This is a genomic window from Undibacterium sp. TC4M20W (assembly GCF_049340245.1).
Classification (GTDB): domain Bacteria; phylum Pseudomonadota; class Gammaproteobacteria; order Burkholderiales; family Burkholderiaceae_D; genus Undibacterium.
Map to the genome: position 1 here is coordinate 249,751 of NZ_JBMPPI010000004.1, position 15,312 is coordinate 265,062.

Sequence of the window (15,312 nt, forward strand, 5' to 3'; positions counted from 1 at the left end):
AAACAATAATCATGTGGTTGCAGATTGCATTGACAGCACTGATGGTCGCGGTAATACCGGCGGCGATGGTGTTCATGTCCAGGGAAAAGAATAAATATCGCAAGCTCATTGCGGTGACCGTCACCCTGACTTTTGAACTTATCATGTTTGGTGCATTCACCCGCCTGACAGATTCTGGCCTGGGTTGCCCGGACTGGCCGGGTTGCTATGGACAGTCCAATCCCTTGCAATCCCATGCTGCGATCAAGGCGGCAGAAATTGCCATGCCCACTGGCCCCGTGACTTTGCAAAAAGCCTGGATAGAAATGGTGCACCGCTATCTGGCCATGAGTGTGGGCATACTGATTATCGTGCAGATGATTATCGCCTGGGTGCGCCGCCGGCAGCTTGCAAGCAGCCCCTGGCTGGCGACTTTTCTCTTGTTCTTTGTTTGTCTGCAAGGCGCTTTCGGTGCCTGGACCGTTACTCTGAAGCTGCAACCCGTCATAGTGACTACTCACCTCATTTTGGGTATGGGCTTGCTCGCCCTGCTCAGTGCCAGCCTCGAACAGCAAAGCAGCTCGCTGGCGGGCCGCAGCATTGCCGCCGCTGATGGCAAGCGCATGTTATGGCCAGCCACTCTGGCTTTATTGCTGGTGTTTGTGCAAATCAGCCTGGGTGGTTGGGTGAGCACTAACTATGCTGCTCTGGCTTGCCAGGATTATCCCATGTGCAATGGCCAGGTGATACCAGCGATGGATTTTGAACATGGTTTCAGCCTCTGGCGTCAGCTCGGTCTCACGAGGAATGGTGATTACCTGCCTTTTAATGCCCTGGTTGCCATACACTGGGTGCACAGGAACTTTGCTTTGCTGGTGGTGGCAGTCTGCCTGTGGGCTGCACTGAGAGCACGCAAGATTGCCGGGCTGGAAAAACTGAGCCGCCACATCTTGCTCGCGATTGTTGCCCAATTCATCATCGGCATTTCTACCGTCTTTTTTTCCTGGCCCTTGTTGCTGGCAGTTTTGCATAATGGGATGGCTGCCATGCTCGTGCTTTTGCTGACCATGTTAAACTACCGCATAAGGCATGTGAGCCTTGCCGCTGCCAAAGATAGATCATGACCACTTTAAGTTTGCCTTCCAACCGACTGGCTCAGTACTGGGCTTTGACCAAGCCACGTGTGACCCAGCTCGCCGTATTTTGCGCAGTGATCGGCATGTTCCTGGCTACGCCAGACTTGCCGGACTGGCGCGTGGTTGTTGCCGCCACCGTCGGTATCTGGCTGCTGGCTGGTGCGGCTTTTGCCGTAAATTGCCTGGTGGAAAAAGAAATTGATTCTCGCATGGCAAGAACTGCACGCCGCGCCACAGCCCAAGGTGAAATCACTGTGCCGCAAACCCTGGTGTTCTCTGGTGTCATCGGTGGCATGGGCATGTGGGTTTTGTATACTATGGTCAATCCCCTGACCATGTGGCTGACTTTTGCTACCTTTGTTGGCTATGCTGTCATTTACACCATCATCCTGAAACCGGCAACACCGCAGAACATCGTCATCGGTGGTTTGTCAGGTGCCATGCCACCGGCGCTGGGCTGGGCAGCTGTGGCAAACGATGTGCCCATGCAGGCCTGGTTGCTGGTATTGATCATCTTTGTCTGGACGCCACCGCATTTTTGGGCGTTGGCCATGTACAGGCGCGATGATTACGCGCGTTCCGGCCTGCCGATGTTGCCGATTACCCATGGCCTGGAATTTACCCGCTTCCACATCTGGCTGTATACGATAGCGCTGTTTGCCACCACCATGCTGCCCTATGCGGTGCACATGAGCGGCCTGATTTATCTGGTCAGCGCGATTATTCTGGGCCTGATCTTCCTGTGGTATGCATGGCGCATTTACAAGCACTATGATGATGTACTGGCACGCAAGACTTTTGCCTATTCCATTATCTACCTGTCCCTGCTGTTTGCAGCCTTGTTGATTGATCACTATATCAAGCTATGAAAATTCTGAAGCACCTGGCCAGCATGCTGATGGCTCTGAGCCTGCTTGCTTGCGCCCCGGCCCAGGAAAAATTCAATAACACCGATCTGACCGGCCTTGATTACGCCAAAGACTTTGCCCTGACAGATCACAATGGCAAGCCGCGCACCCTGGCAGATTTCAAGGGCAAGGCGGTAGTCATCTTCTTTGGCTATACCCAATGCCCGGATGTCTGCCCGACCACCATGGCAGAAATGGCGAGTGTCATGAAATTACTGGGCCCGGATGCCGACAAGGTGCAAGTCTTGTTTGTGACCCTGGACCCTGAACGCGATACCCAGGCTTTGCTGGCCAACTATGTGCCCAATTTTGATAAGCGCTTCCTGGGTTTGTATGGCGATGCTGCCGCAACGGCCAAAGTTGCCAAAGAATTCAAAGTGTTTTATCAAAAGGTAGAAGGCAAAACACCCGGCAGCTATACCATGGACCATACGGCAGGCAGTTATGTATTTGATCCTCAGGGGCGCATCCGTTTATTCTTGCGCCATGGACAGGGAGCAGAGCCTGTCGCTCATGATTTGAAAATCCTGTTGAAGTAAAGCGGCAGACAATACCAAGCAGACGTCATTCAGGCCACGAAATGAGCGGCGAAATTGGCCACGAAACCGACCACGAATAGTCCCGCGCTTGATCACAAAAATGACCACAAAGCCGCTGGACAAAACAAAAGGCACTCTCGCGAGTGCCTTTTTCTTTTGTTACAGCCTATTTTGATTATGCAAAACTGCTGAGGCTGCCCTTCATTTTTTTCAGCGCTGCGCTTTCGATCTGACGTATGCGTTCGGCAGACACGCCGTATTCATCGGCCAGTTCGTGCAGGGTAGAGCCTGTACCATCATCATTTTTCAACCAGCGTGATTCTATGATATGGCGTGAGCGTGCATCCAGCTTGGACAATGCAGATTCCAGGCCTTCGCTTTGCAGACGGTCATACTGGCGCGTTTCCAGAACACGGGTAGGCTCGTCGGATTCAGTCTTCAGATAAGCGATAGGAGCGAATTTTTCATCGTCATCATCCGTCGGTGCATCCAGAGCAATATCATGGCCGGACAAACGCATTTCCATTTCGATGACTTCTTCGCGTTTGACATCCAGCGTTGATGCCAGGGCATCAATTTGCTTTGGTGTCATCGCGTCCAGGCCTTCTTTATGGCTGCGCAGGTTAAAGAACAGTTTGCGCTGGGCTTTGGTCGTTGCTACTTTGACCAGGCGCCAGTTTTTCAAAATGTACTCATGCATTTCAGCCTTGATCCAGTGCATGGCATAGGACACCAGACGTACGCCCTGGTCAGGGTCAAAGCGTTTAACGGCTTTCATCAGGCCGATATTGCCTTCCTGGATCAGGTCAGCATGGGGCAAGCCATAGCCGAGGTAACCGCGGGCGATGGAGACGACCAGGCGCAAATGTGACATAACCAGTTGCTGCGCAGCAGCCAGATCATTGTCATTACGTAATTTGTTCGCAAAGTCTATCTCTTCCTGATGCGTGAGCATAGGCAGACGATTGACTGCAGAAATATAGGCATCAATATTACCCAGCGTGCCACTAAAACCTAGAGCCAGCGCTGTGCTGTCTGTTGCAGGGATCAATTGTGTAGATGTAGTTGCCATTTTTCCTCCTTATTGCTGCCTTAAGAGTATCAATTACTCCTTTTGGCACTTTCAAGTTCCTATATTAGCACTCTCTTGAGAAGAGTGCTAATACTCAGATTCTATGAAGTTCATCAAATAAATCTATTGAAAAACAAGCATTCATTTGCAACATGTATAGTGCTTAGATAGATGCCCGGGTGGAAAGTTGCAATCAATTCGCTGCAAATTGTAAAAGCCTTTTGCAAAAATCACGATGCGCAGACTGCTGCAATGGTGCACGATCACTAGCGACTATTAGAGATACTAGCGATTACCAATGATCATCGAGTACCAGCAAGCAGTCAGCACTATGAAGACGAAGCAAGAACAGATTTATTGTGCGCTTATTGAGCAAAATTGAGCAAATAGCGCGAAGAACTCAGCTTGCGCGCGCCAATTGCCTTCTTACCGACAGAAAAACACCAACCAGCCCAAGCAACATGCTAACAGCCAGTAGTATGGCGCTCTGTACGATACCCAACGGAGCAAGGTGAAATTCCGATGCATATAATTTAGCAAATTCTGCAATTGCCTTGTTCAAGGGTTGCAGGGACGCCGCGATCAGGCCCAGTGCGAGGCCGCCTGCAAGCAAGCCCAGCAAGGCGCCGGTATAGTAATAAGGCTTGTGGATGAAACTATTGGTCGCCCCCAGCAGGCGCGATACGGCAATTTCTGCCCTGTGCGAAATCACCTGCAGACGGGTGGCATTAAATACCACCACGATCACCACCACACCCAGAGTGGCAGCCAGGAACAACAAACCTAGCTGCATGATTTGCACCAGTGCTGCCAGGCGCTTGACCCAGGCAGAATCGAGTTGCACGACATCGACATCCTGCATTTGCTTTATTTCTTCGACCAGCGCCTCTATCTTGCCAGCATCACTATTCGACATGGACAAGACATAGGCGTCAGGCAGAGGATTGCCGCCGAGGGTAGATAAGACTTCTGCCAGATTGGATGATTGCTCAAGGCTGGCCAGGGCCTTGTCCTTGGGGACGAAGTTCAGGTTGGCCGTGATGTTTTTCTCTTTCAGCAATTTTTTCAGCGGTATCGACAAGGCTGTGGCAGTTGCCCTTGGGGTGTCCGGGCTGACGAAAATGCTGATTTCAGGTTCTATTGATAATTGCGAAGAAATGGGACGTATATTTTCCAGTAAGGTCAGGCCAGCGATGGGCAAGGCCAGCGCGATCGCCACGACCAGCACATTGAACAAGAAATTACCCGGGCTGCCACGCAAATGGCCGAACGCGCTCTTGATGGCGAACAAGTGTTGACGAAACCAGTTGGTCATGAATTCTTCCTTGTTATTCTGTACTGCAGGATCAGGCGGCCAGCGAGGATTTCCAGGTACTGACTACCTGGCCCTGGCTCAGGTAAATCACGCGGCTGGCCTGATCGAGAAATTGTTCATCATGGCTGGAGATAATGCAGGTCACACCGGCGCTCTGGAAAGCCTTCAGTGCTCCCAGCACCTTGTTGGCATTGTCACGGTCCAGAAAGGCGGTAGGTTCATCCGCCAGAATAATCTGTGGCCGGTTGACGATGGCACGGGCTATCGCCACCCGCTGCTGCTCACCACCAGACAGTGCCAGCGGCAGGGAATAAGCCTTGTCTGGCAGGCCAACTTTTTCCAGCGCTATGCGGGCACGGGTCTCAGCTTCAGCGTGTGAAGCGCCGGTGACGATGATGGGCAGCATGACATTCGCCAGTACATGGCGGTCAGTCAGTAATTTCTGGTCTTGCAAAATCAGGCCCAGCTTGCGGCGCAGATAAGGCAGGCTGCTGGTTTTGAGTTTGCCTATGTCCTGGCCATTGACCTTGACATGGCCTGCCGTCGGTTTTTCTATCCCTGCAATCATCTTCAGCAAGGTAGATTTACCGGCACCAGACGGGCCAGTCAGGAAAATCAATTCACCGGCAGCAATTGATAATGAAACATCCTTGAGTGCATAAACATCTTGCGAATACTGTTTGCTGACGTGTTCAAATTCAATCATGATCGCGTTTGGCCTTTTTTTGTGCAATTAACTGAGCAGGGCGTCAACAAATTCCTGGGCGTTAAATGGTTGCAAATCTTCAATCTGCTCGCCTATACCGATGAAATACACAGGCACAGGGCGGTTCTTGGCGATTGCTGCCAGCACGCCACCTTTGGCAGTACCATCGAGCTTGGTGATGACCAGGCCAGTCAGTTGCAGGGCATCGTCAAAGGCCTTGACCTGGGCCAGTGCATTCTGGCCAGTATTGCCGTCGATGATGAGCAAGACTTCTTGCGGCGCGCCATCCATGCCTTTGGCGATAACACGTTTGATCTTCTTCAATTCTTCCATCAGATGCAACTGGGTAGGCAGGCGGCCAGCCGTATCTACCATGACTACATCAGTGCCACGAGCACGGGCAGATGCTACTGCATCAAACGCGACTGCCGCCGGATCGCCGGATTCTTGCGAGATCACCGTGACATTATTGCGCTCGCCCCAGATCGTCAGTTGTTCACGTGCTGCTGCGCGGAAGGTGTCGCCCGCAGCCAGCAAAACCGATTGCTGATGGGTTTGCATATGCTTGGCCAGCTTGCCTATGGTCGTGGTTTTGCCCGCACCATTGACGCCAGTGATCATCATGACCAGGGGTTGATAACGGCCCAGTTCCAGAGGCTTTTGCAAAGGCGTTAGCATTTCCAGCAACAAGACTTTGAGGGCGGCTTTGACTTGTTCGGCATCGGTCAGCTTTTCTTCCTTGACCTTTTTCTTCAAGCCATCCAGCAGGAACTGGGTAGCTTCGACACCGGCATCCGAGGTCAGCAGGGCAGCTTCGAGTTCTTCATACAAATCATCATCAATGCGGGCACCGATGAAGAGGGTGGTAAGATTCGAGGAAGTTTTGGCCAGACCGGCTTTCAGGCGGCTTAGCCATGAGCGTTTTTGCTCAGGTTCAGGAGCTTCAGCGGGAGCAAGCTCTGCCAATGCTGGCTTGACTTCAGCCACGGGCGCAGGAGCGGTAACAGTGGTGGCAATGGCAGGTGTAGCAACAACAGGTGCAGGACTGGCTGGCGCCGTAATAACGGGTGCCGGCTCAGCCACAACAGCCGGTGCCTCTTCTTTGGGCTTCTTTTTGAAAAAACTAAACATCGGGATATTTGGGAGTGCGGGCGGCATATAGCCAGCCCTGATATTAGAATGCTGCCATTTTAACAGACAGCGCAAGATAAACAGATTTAGCCGTAGCAAGCATGCAATGAAAACAAATAGTAATAAAAAAACAAAAAACACGGCTGCAAAAGCAGCACCGGTAAAACGTCAGCACCATCAAGTCCGCATTATAGGCGGCGTGTGGAAGCGCAGCCTGCTCAGCGTGGTCGATGCCGAGGGTTTGCGCCCTACGCCAGACCGCGTCAGGGAAACCCTGTTCAACTGGCTCAATCACTTGCTGCACAATAACTGGACCGGCGTACATTGCCTGGACTTGTTCGCTGGCAGTGGCGCGCTGGGTTTTGAGGCAGCCAGCCGTGGTGCAGCGCAAGTCATTATGGTCGAGGCGCATACGCCAGCTTACAGGCAACTGGAACAAGTCCGCGATAAATTGCAAGCCAGCCAATGCAAATTGCTGAGGGCAGATGCACTCAAGGCAGTCGAGAGCATGGCAAACCAGGCTCAGAAAATGGATGTGATTTTTCTTGATCCTCCTTTTGAGCAGGATTGGCTGGAACGCATCCTGCCAGCCTGCGCACCATTATTGAGCGCTAAAGGCTGTATTTATGTCGAATCAGAATTTTCGCTGGAGCTATCTTCTGGCGATGCAGCGACAGATGAAAAATTAGCTAAATTATTAAGCGGATGGCAAGTTATCCGCGCAGATAAAGCCGGTAGTGTGTACTTCCATATACTGCAACGCAACATTTTGCCGCATGAGGCGCACGAAAATCAGGCATAATGCCTGCTCAACTTGGTGCATATCCTTATGCAGATTGCGAAAAAAGGGAGTGAAGATGGTCACAGCCGTTTATCCGGGAACATTTGATCCGCTGACACGCGGTCATGAAGATCTGGTGCGTCGCGCATCCGGTCTTTTTGATACTTTGGTGGTGGGTGTGGCGGATAGCAAAAGCAAGAATCCATTTTTCTCCCTGGATGAACGCCTGGAAATTGCCAATGAAGTATTGGGACATTATCCGAACGTGAAGGTAGAGAGTTTCTCTGGTTTGCTCAAAGACTTTGTGCGCAAGAATGATGCGCGCGTCATCGTGCGTGGCTTGCGCGCCGTGTCTGACTTTGAATATGAATTCCAGATGGCGGGCATGAACCGTTATTTGTTGCCAGATGTAGAAACCCTGTTCCTGACCCCATCTGATCAGTACCAATTTATTTCAGGTACCATAGTGCGTGAGATCGCCATGTTCGGTGGCGATGTATCAAAATTTGTGTTCCCTTCAGTTGATCGCTGGCTGAAGAAGAAGGTTGCATTGCTGGCCGAGAGCAAGTCTTAAAGCAAGTACTGAAGTACATTCAAGTAGTACATGAAAGTGAAGTGACAACATGGCCCTGATGATTACAGACGATTGCATCAATTGTGATGTCTGCGAACCCGAATGCCCTAATGACGCCATTTACATGGGGCCGGAAATTTATGAGATTGACCCGCATAAATGTACCGAGTGCGTGGGCCATTACACTGAGCCGCAATGTCAGCAGGTTTGCCCGGTCAGTTGCATTCCCTTCAATCCTGAATGGCGCGAAACGCCTGAGCAGTTGCAGGCGAAATACGAACAACTGCAGGAAAAACAAAAGCCACAGCCAGCATAAGCGATTCATCAATCGCTCATGCTGCTCTGCGTTGTACTACCTATTGAAGCGTACTATTGCAAGCTTACGGACGCAAAGTCCCATGCTCACCTATGTTTTTCGGTTGTTCGCCAGTAATGGCTGCCTTGGCCATCGCAAACAATTGCGTCATCTTGCTTGAGCCACTATCCCAATATTCTGCTGCATGTATCTGCACTTTCAATAACATCAGATGTGGGTCATCTACACCTTCAGGAAACCATGGCTTGACCATGACATTCCACAATTCTTCTGCTTTCTGACGATCACGCAAGACTTCTGCACGACCAGAGATGGAGACATACAGGCTGTCATCCACATCAGCAAAACTCACATTGACTTCAGGATGCTGGCGCACCGCATTGAGGTAGTTTGCTTCATCAGAAATAAAGAACCACATATTGCCGGCATCATCCACTTGCTGACTGGTCAGCGGACGGCTGCTCAGGCGATTGTTTTCATCTACGGTAGTGAACATACCAAATTTGACATCTTTGGTCATGTCGCGGATTTTTACCAATGGGTCGTTTTGAGTAGTCATGCTGGCCTCGTCATTTCTTGTCAGTTATGGGGTTTGATAACGAGCTAACAATAAACCGTATCAGCGTGTAACTCTGTACGGTATCGAACGTGGGCAGTCAGAGCAAATTAGTCTGAGCAAATTTGCAGGGTGTGCAGCGCGCACCGCTGTCAGTCAAAACGGTGCGCTCGGCGCACCTGCAAGGTATGGAAGGTCTTTTTGCAGCAGATCAAGTACTTTAAAAGCAGCGAACCTGGTTGCGGCCACCATTCTTGGCCTGGTACAAAGCCCGGTCAGCACGCAATACCAGATCACGGGCAATGCTGGTGGCATTGTCGTAATTGGTATTTTCATCGATGGTGGTCAGGCCTATCGATATCGTGGCCTGGCAAGTGCCCGCTTCACTCAAGATAAAATCCTGCCCAGCAATGCTTTTGCGTATGCGTTCTGCCACCTGTATCGCATCATGCAGATTGGTGTTGACCAGCACCACGACAAATTCTTCGCCGCCAAAGCGGCCCAGGGTGTCACTGAGACGCAATTCATTCTTGATTCTTTTTGCAACCTCCTTCAACACATCATCGCCGCCCTGATGTCCGTAGCGGTCATTGATCTGTTTGAAAAAATCGATGTCCAGATACATGCAGGCAATGCTGTATCTTTGTCGGCGCGCACGGGCAATTTCTTCCAGCATGCGTTGTTCGACATAACGGCGGTTGCTGACATTCGTCAAAGGGTCGGTCAGGCCTATATAAGTCAGGCGCTCATTGTTGATGACGTTTTCGAGGCAGATCGCAATGATGGAACCCAGGCGTTCGATAAAATCAGTCGCCATATTCGGCTGGAAGCGGTCGGCTTTGAAGCTGCCGAGGTTCAGGCAGCCGATCAGGCGGCCTTGCCTGCGCATGGGGATGATGGCGATACTCGCCGGTTTTTTATTGAAGCTGCTGAAGTATGTTGAATAAGCGAGACTCTGGTACAAGCCCAACTGCGGTTTGCGCAGGGCAGTTTCTGGCTGGCTCAGTTCTACTTCATGCCGCAAGAAAACCAGATGTGGAAATTCATTCAGGTCTATCTTCAGGTCGCACAGCATTTGCTGCAAGTCGCCCAATTTGTCGAACAAGACCAGAGACACTACATCGAGTTCTGAGGTGATTGCCAGTGCGCTGAAAATATTTGTGATGAGTTCACGAAAACTGTTGGCGCCAATAATCTTCAAATCAAAACTCTGGTGCCGCGCCATGATGCTTTGATTGCGGTGCGCAAGTTCAAGCAAGCTGTCCAGCCGTGCGCGCAACACCTGATTTTCATGCTGCAATTCCAGCAGCGCAGATGGTGCTTTATCTGGCTCTGTATCGGTATGCGCTGGCATCATGCTTTCCATATTGGTCTGTACTTGGTGGTCTGTAATTAGAATGCGATATTCATATTGATAGCATCACCGACACGCAGCAATTGCCCTAAGCCCTGTTCGACAATGACATTCATGCCAAAGGTGATGCCGCCATCGACCAGGGGATTGGCGCGGTAAGTCTGCAGGATATCCAGCGGGTCAGGGCCAAACTCACCTGTACTCTGGTCTATTGATGGCATGGGGCAGCGCGGACAAGGCTTGACCGGGCGCAGTTGTATCAGGCTGCCAACTTCAAAATTCTCTGCATAATCTTCTTCAAAAGCTTCTATGCCATCCAGCACGATATTCGCACGAAAGCGATTCATGGGCAGCGCACTGCGACCCTGTTTTTCCAGTTTCTGATTGAGGTCATCCAAAGAAGCAGATGCCGTCAGCAAGATGGGATAACCATCAGAGAAGCGGGTAGCGACGAGTTTGTCGCCTGTCCATTTCTGACTCGCATAGCGCTGCGTCTGTGGCGTGCTACGTACCAGGCGGCAGGGCGTATCCAGCGCCTTGCTGAACCAGTCTGCCATGGCCTGCCCGCAATCGAGGGCGGGGAAATTTTCTTCCCAGATCGTGACTGAAGTAGTGCTGGTATCTTCTTGCGGGTTCAGTGACAGCACAGGCATGCCAGGGGCGTGGATGTAAAGCCCGTCACTACGGATTTCTGGCCGTATCAAGGCCATCTTCGGGAATTCCCTTTGCGTCAGAAATTGCCCTTGCTGGTTCGCCAGCATCCATTCGCGGTCATGTATGCCTTCAAAACTGAGGCCGGTTTCAGTCAGTGTGGCCGCTTCCAGTGTGATACCGGCGCAGGACTTGATGGGGTAAATGCTAAGTGACAATATGCTGGGCATGATCTTGATGCAATTAGTAGGCCGGAAAGTATGTAAGCTATTTTAATGGCTAAGCTCTATTCATGCTGGTGTTTAAGGCATATACCATGCCAGATTCCTGATTTGATGATGTTTGGTAATCAATCATTTCCCTGAAAAGCACGTCGGTAAGCCGAAGGTGACAGACCAAATTCACGCGCGAAATAACGGCGCAGTAATAATCCTGTACCAAAACCTGTATCCGCTGCGATGTCATCAATTGCGCGTTTGCTGGTTTCCAGTTGGCGTTGAGCTTGTGCCAGCCTTTGATTCAATAACCATTTGCCCACGGTCGTGCCGGTCTGCTGCTGGAAATGGCGGGTAAAGCTGCGCCTGCTCATCAGGGCTCTTTGCGCCAGTTGATCGAGCTGCTGAGGTTCTGCCAGATTTGCCAGCATCCATTCCAGTACTTTGGCCAGGCGGTCATCGGTGGCCAGCACTGGCACGGGCTGTTCTATGTATTGCGCCTGCCCACCCTGCCTGTGCGGTGCCACCACAAGACGCCGGGCAACATGGGCCGCCACATCAGCCCCATAGGTACTGCGCAGCACATGCAGGCAGCAATCTATGCCCGCGGCAGTGCCCGCTGAAGTGACAACATCACCATGATCGACATACAGTACATTCGGGTCCAGGCTGATTTGTGGATAACGTTCAGTAAAAGCCTTGCTTAAAGCCCAATGTGTGGTGGCACTGCGCTTGTCGAGCAAGCCAGCTTCGGCCAGCACAAAGGCACCCAGACACAAACCTATGATGCGCGCTCCCCGTGCATGCGCCTGACGCAGTGTCTGCAACAGTACAGGCGGGGCAGGGCGCAAGTCATCATGCCAGGATGGGATGACTATCATGTCAGCCTTGCCCAGCGCAGGCAAGCCATGTCGCACATGAATGCCAAAGCCGGAACTGGTGCGCACTTCAGCCTGTGCCCTGCCAGGCAGGGCCAGACAGACTTTGAGATCGAACAAGGGCATGTCCAGCCCGCCATGATGCTCGCCAAATACCATGCAGGGGACAGATAAATGGAAAGGGCTGATGCCATCAAAGGCCAGCACCGCGATATTGATCTTATTGTCAGGGTTGGATATAGACATGGCCTGATTGTATCGAATATTGGCAATCGGGTCACTTATATTCTGAGCCTGCATGGCTGAAAATACATCCCATGAACAGCGCTGCTGTTTTATTCAATCCACCTTGAATTTACCTCAAAAGGAAATGCCATGACTGCCAGCAACCCTGTAAAACGCGCCCTGATCGTTATTGATGTACAAAATGAATATTTCACCGGCAATATGCAAATCAGCTACCCTGATCCACAAGTATCCCTGCAAAACATAGGCCGGGCAATGGATGTGGCCAAGGCTGCGGGTATTCCTGTCCTGGTGGTGCAGCACTCTGCGCCAGAAACTTCACCTATCTTTGCGCGTGGTTCCAAAACTTGGGAGTTGCATGAAGTGGTTGCCAGCCGTCATGCTGATCACCGCATAGAAAAAAACATGGCCAGTGTATTTACTGGCACTGATGTGGCAGCATGGCTCAAAAAGAATGAGATTAATACCCTGAGCATAGTTGGCTACATGACGCACAACTGTAACGCCAGCAGCATACTTGAAGCGGCGCACCTGGGTTATCAGGTTGAAATGCTGAACGATGCAACAGGTTCATTGCCTTATGAAAATGCGGCTGGTTATGCGACTGCGGAAGAAATTCACCGTGCCTTCAGCGTCGTCTTCCATTCCAATTTTGCTGCCGTAGTCAGTACGGATAGCTGGGTCGCGGCAGTCAAGGCAGGTGAGTTGCTGAGTCCGGCCAATGTGTATAGCTCGCATATGGCTGGTCGCCAGCGTGCGGCGGCTTAAGTTCACGACTTCTTTTGCGATTTCTTTTGCAGCTTCTTTTACGACGTCTGTTCAGGACTTTTGATTAGAACTTCCGCCCAGAACTTCGTGTTATTGGAACAGAGCCCGGCTTGCAAGCAGCCGGGCTTTTATTTTTTCTTAGACTTACAGAATTTGGTTTCTGAAAAAAGCATTGACTTCCAAAAATGGTACCGCTACCATAATAAGCAGCATTCGTCATTCACATATTCATCATCAATATTCAAGCGTGCTCACAAGAGCAGCGGCTAGGCAAAATAATAAGGGGCATGAGATGCAGGGTTTAAGAACATGGCTAGGCAGCGCCGTCTGCTACGTCGTATTTGCAGTGTTGAGTCATATGGCAGCCAGTGGTATCGCATTTGCACAAACCAGGCCCACCGCTACAGCAGAGGCACAAACGGTCGCGCCAGCGCTACTACAAAACATCTATGGCCGTTCTCATACCAGCCTCAATGGCCGCTGGAATTACATCATTGATCCCTATGAGATGGGCTATTACGATTATCGCCGCATGCCGTTTGATGAGTCAGCAACTGGCAAGGGCGGCTTTTATGATGACCGCGCGCCCAAGGATAAAAACGACTGGGTCGAATACAATTTCGACCTGTCACCAACAATGAAAATACCAGGTGACTGGAATTCGCAGGCAGAAAAACTGCAACTGTACGAAGGTACGATCTGGCTGCGCCAGGTGTTTGATGCCGAGCCCAAAGCGGGCAAGAATTACTTCCTCTACTTTGGTGCGGTCAACTACGAGGCGCATGTCTATCTGAATGGCAAAAAACTGGGTAGCCATAAAGGCGGCTTCACGCCATTCCAGTTTGATGTGACAGGCAAGCTCAACAAGGGTAAGAATTTTGTCATCGTAAAGGCTGATAACACAAGACACCAGCATGAAATACCTACCGTCAATACCGATTGGTGGAATTACGGTGGCATCACCCGCGATGTCTTGCTGGCAGAGCTGCCAGCCACTTATATCAATGATTATAAAATCCAGCTTGCCAAAGGCAACCTCAAGCGCATAGAAGGTTTTGTGCAATTGGCAGGCGTGCGCAAGCCGGAAGAAATCAAGATCAATATTGCCGAAGCGGGCATCAGCACTACCGTAAAGACTGACGCCAATGGCCGTGCCGCCATCAGCATCCCGGTAGAAAAAATGACATACTGGTCGCCAGAAAATCCCAAGCTGTACAAAGTGGATATTGCCGCTGCTGGTGATAGCGTCAGCGACCGTATCGGTTTTCGCACCATAGAAACACGTGGCCAGGACATACTGCTGAATGGCAAATCCATATTCTTGCGCGGCATTTCCCTGCATGATGAAAACCCTCTCATCGTCGGTCGCCTGCGCGGTCAGGCAGATATGCGCATGATGCTGCAATGGGCCAAAGAATTGAATTCGAATTACGTGCGCCTCGCACATTATCCGCACAGTGAAGAAATGCTGCGTCTGGCAGATGAAATGGGTTTGCTGGTCTGGGCTGAAGTGCCGGTGTATTGGACTATCTCCTGGACTAACCCTGACACCTACCAGAACGCCAGCCAGCAACTGACAGACCTGATGCTCAGAGATAAAAATCGCGCCAGCGTGATCATCTGGTCGATAGGTAATGAAACACCGGTCAGCGATGCGCGCAATGTTTTCATGGGAAAACTGGCGGCGACTGCACGCAACAACGACGACACTCGTCTGGTCGCTGCAGCACTGGAAGTGCATCGCGAAGGCCATGACGTGATAGTCGAAGACCCGCTGGCAGACAAACTCGATCTCGTCAGTTTCAATGAATATGCAGGTTGGTATTGGAGTAATACCAAAGAGATGCTGGATTACCGTTTCAAAATCAAATACAACAAGCCGGTAGTCATTACAGAATTTGGTGCCGATGCTCTGGCTGGTTACCATGCCGATGGTGACACCCGCTGGAGTGAAGAGTATCAGGATGTGCTCTATCAAAAGCAGTTCAAGATGCTGACCGCCATGCCAGGCTTGCGCGGCATGACGCCATGGATACTGGTCGATTTTCGCTCGCCACGCCGCCAGCACCCATACTTTCAGGATTTCTGGAACCGCAAGGGATTGATCTCTGACAGCGGCAAAAAGAAGAAGGCATTTTTCACCTTAAAAAACTTCTATGACGATGTGCAAAAGAAGTATCAATAAAA

General features: G+C 51.0%; 16 protein-coding genes. 8 read left to right on the forward strand and 8 right to left on the reverse strand.

Going from position 1 to position 15,312, the window contains the following annotated elements; translation table 11 throughout:
* Positions 1-11: 11 nt before the first annotated feature.
* Genes ACO0LL_RS07460 through ACO0LL_RS07470 form a run of 3 tightly spaced genes read left to right on the forward strand, consistent with a single transcriptional unit; the run spans position 12 to position 2,562 of the window.
* The gene (locus ACO0LL_RS07460) at positions 12-1,103 is read left to right on the forward strand and encodes a COX15/CtaA family protein (protein WP_422950252.1); all 1,092 of its coding nucleotides are present in this window, start codon (positions 12-14) and stop codon (positions 1,101-1,103) included.
* Positions 1,100-1,984, forward strand: a complete 885-nt coding sequence (gene cyoE, locus ACO0LL_RS07465; RefSeq protein ID WP_422950253.1) for a heme o synthase — start codon at positions 1,100-1,102, stop codon at positions 1,982-1,984. The genes ACO0LL_RS07460 and cyoE overlap by 4 nt, the downstream gene beginning before the upstream one ends.
* Positions 1,981-2,562 (forward strand): SCO family protein, encoded by a 582-nt coding sequence (locus ACO0LL_RS07470; protein ID WP_422950254.1) that lies wholly within the window; start codon positions 1,981-1,983, stop codon positions 2,560-2,562. The genes cyoE and ACO0LL_RS07470 overlap by 4 nt, the downstream gene beginning before the upstream one ends.
* 175 nt (positions 2,563-2,737) lie before the next feature.
* Here ACO0LL_RS07470 and rpoH read toward each other — a convergent pair whose 3' ends face one another.
* From rpoH to ftsY, 4 genes are all read right to left on the reverse strand, one after another.
* Entirely contained in the window at positions 2,738-3,634 is an 897-nt protein-coding gene (gene rpoH / locus ACO0LL_RS07475; RefSeq protein WP_422950255.1) for an RNA polymerase sigma factor RpoH, read from the reverse strand.
* 400 nt (positions 3,635-4,034) lie between these two features.
* Positions 4,035-4,949 (reverse strand): cell division protein FtsX, encoded by a 915-nt coding sequence (locus tag ACO0LL_RS07480; RefSeq protein ID WP_422950256.1) that lies wholly within the window; start codon positions 4,947-4,949, stop codon positions 4,035-4,037.
* A gap of 31 nt (positions 4,950-4,980) precedes the next feature.
* Entirely contained in the window at positions 4,981-5,655 is a 675-nt protein-coding gene (locus ACO0LL_RS07485) for a cell division ATP-binding protein FtsE (protein WP_422950257.1), read from the reverse strand.
* 27 nt (positions 5,656-5,682) lie between these two features.
* Positions 5,683-6,786: a signal recognition particle-docking protein FtsY gene (ftsY, locus tag ACO0LL_RS07490; RefSeq protein ID WP_422950358.1), complete on the reverse strand. Its 1,104-nt coding sequence runs from the start codon at positions 6,784-6,786 to the stop codon at positions 5,683-5,685.
* Between the two features lie 106 nt (positions 6,787-6,892).
* On the opposite strand from ftsY, the gene rsmD reads away from it, so the two are divergent.
* From rsmD to ACO0LL_RS07505, 3 genes are read left to right on the forward strand one after another with little or no spacing between them, the layout of a single operon-like run.
* Positions 6,893-7,588, forward strand: coding sequence for a 16S rRNA (guanine(966)-N(2))-methyltransferase RsmD (gene rsmD / locus ACO0LL_RS07495; RefSeq protein ID WP_422950258.1), 696 nt, complete (start codon positions 6,893-6,895; stop codon positions 7,586-7,588).
* 55 nt (positions 7,589-7,643) lie between these two features.
* A complete protein-coding gene (gene coaD / locus ACO0LL_RS07500; RefSeq protein ID WP_422950259.1) occupies positions 7,644-8,141 on the forward strand; it encodes a pantetheine-phosphate adenylyltransferase in 498 nt (165 codons plus the stop codon).
* A 49-nt stretch (positions 8,142-8,190) separates the two neighbouring features.
* Complete coding sequence (locus tag ACO0LL_RS07505) at positions 8,191-8,457, forward strand: YfhL family 4Fe-4S dicluster ferredoxin (RefSeq protein ID WP_422950260.1); 267 nt, start codon at positions 8,191-8,193, stop codon at positions 8,455-8,457.
* A gap of 64 nt (positions 8,458-8,521) precedes the next feature.
* Here the strand turns inward: ACO0LL_RS07505 and ACO0LL_RS07510 are convergent, their stop codons facing one another.
* The 4 genes from ACO0LL_RS07510 to ACO0LL_RS07525 form a co-directional block, all read right to left on the reverse strand.
* Positions 8,522-9,016, reverse strand: coding sequence for a pyridoxamine 5'-phosphate oxidase family protein (locus ACO0LL_RS07510; RefSeq protein ID WP_422950261.1), 495 nt, complete (start codon positions 9,014-9,016; stop codon positions 8,522-8,524).
* Positions 9,017-9,233: 217 nt separating this feature from the next.
* Positions 9,234-10,367: a DUF484 family protein gene (locus ACO0LL_RS07515; RefSeq protein WP_422950262.1), complete on the reverse strand. Its 1,134-nt coding sequence runs from the start codon at positions 10,365-10,367 to the stop codon at positions 9,234-9,236.
* A 38-nt stretch (positions 10,368-10,405) separates the two neighbouring features.
* Complete coding sequence (locus ACO0LL_RS07520) at positions 10,406-11,248, reverse strand: MOSC domain-containing protein (protein ID WP_422950263.1); 843 nt, start codon at positions 11,246-11,248, stop codon at positions 10,406-10,408.
* A 119-nt stretch (positions 11,249-11,367) separates the two neighbouring features.
* The gene (locus ACO0LL_RS07525; RefSeq protein ID WP_422950264.1) at positions 11,368-12,357 is read right to left on the reverse strand and encodes a GlxA family transcriptional regulator; all 990 of its coding nucleotides are present in this window, start codon (positions 12,355-12,357) and stop codon (positions 11,368-11,370) included.
* Positions 12,358-12,486: 129 nt separating this feature from the next.
* Between ACO0LL_RS07525 and ACO0LL_RS07530 the strand changes: the two genes are divergently transcribed.
* Entirely contained in the window at positions 12,487-13,125 is a 639-nt protein-coding gene (locus tag ACO0LL_RS07530) for a cysteine hydrolase family protein (protein ID WP_422950265.1), read from the forward strand.
* A 292-nt stretch (positions 13,126-13,417) separates the two neighbouring features.
* Entirely contained in the window at positions 13,418-15,310 is a 1,893-nt protein-coding gene (locus ACO0LL_RS07535) for a glycoside hydrolase family 2 protein (protein ID WP_422950266.1), read from the forward strand.
* Positions 15,311-15,312: the final 2 nt, after the last annotated feature.

Bases quoted from the DNA above. Each gene is read 5' to 3' on its own strand.
- ACO0LL_RS07460 (WP_422950252.1), top strand. From the start codon at position 12: ATGTGGTTGCAGATTGCATTGACAGCACTGATGGTCGCGGTAATACCG.
- cyoE (WP_422950253.1), top strand. From the start codon at position 1,100: ATGACCACTTTAAGTTTGCCTTCCAACCGACTGGCTCAGTACTGGGCT.
- ACO0LL_RS07470 (WP_422950254.1), top strand. From the start codon at position 1,981: ATGAAAATTCTGAAGCACCTGGCCAGCATGCTGATGGCTCTGAGCCTG.
- rpoH (WP_422950255.1), bottom strand. From the start codon at position 3,634: ATGGCAACTACATCTACACAATTGATCCCTGCAACAGACAGCACAGCG.
- ACO0LL_RS07480 (WP_422950256.1), bottom strand. From the start codon at position 4,949: ATGACCAACTGGTTTCGTCAACACTTGTTCGCCATCAAGAGCGCGTTC.
- ACO0LL_RS07485 (WP_422950257.1), bottom strand. From the start codon at position 5,655: ATGATTGAATTTGAACACGTCAGCAAACAGTATTCGCAAGATGTTTAT.
- ftsY (WP_422950358.1), bottom strand. From the start codon at position 6,786: ATGTTTAGTTTTTTCAAAAAGAAGCCCAAAGAAGAGGCACCGGCTGTT.
- rsmD (WP_422950258.1), top strand. From the start codon at position 6,893: ATGAAAACAAATAGTAATAAAAAAACAAAAAACACGGCTGCAAAAGCA.
- coaD (WP_422950259.1), top strand. From the start codon at position 7,644: ATGGTCACAGCCGTTTATCCGGGAACATTTGATCCGCTGACACGCGGT.
- ACO0LL_RS07505 (WP_422950260.1), top strand. From the start codon at position 8,191: ATGGCCCTGATGATTACAGACGATTGCATCAATTGTGATGTCTGCGAA.
- ACO0LL_RS07510 (WP_422950261.1), bottom strand. From the start codon at position 9,016: ATGACTACTCAAAACGACCCATTGGTAAAAATCCGCGACATGACCAAA.
- ACO0LL_RS07515 (WP_422950262.1), bottom strand. From the start codon at position 10,367: ATGCCAGCGCATACCGATACAGAGCCAGATAAAGCACCATCTGCGCTG.
- ACO0LL_RS07520 (WP_422950263.1), bottom strand. From the start codon at position 11,248: ATGCCCAGCATATTGTCACTTAGCATTTACCCCATCAAGTCCTGCGCC.
- ACO0LL_RS07525 (WP_422950264.1), bottom strand. From the start codon at position 12,357: ATGTCTATATCCAACCCTGACAATAAGATCAATATCGCGGTGCTGGCC.
- ACO0LL_RS07530 (WP_422950265.1), top strand. From the start codon at position 12,487: ATGACTGCCAGCAACCCTGTAAAACGCGCCCTGATCGTTATTGATGTA.
- ACO0LL_RS07535 (WP_422950266.1), top strand. From the start codon at position 13,418: ATGCAGGGTTTAAGAACATGGCTAGGCAGCGCCGTCTGCTACGTCGTA.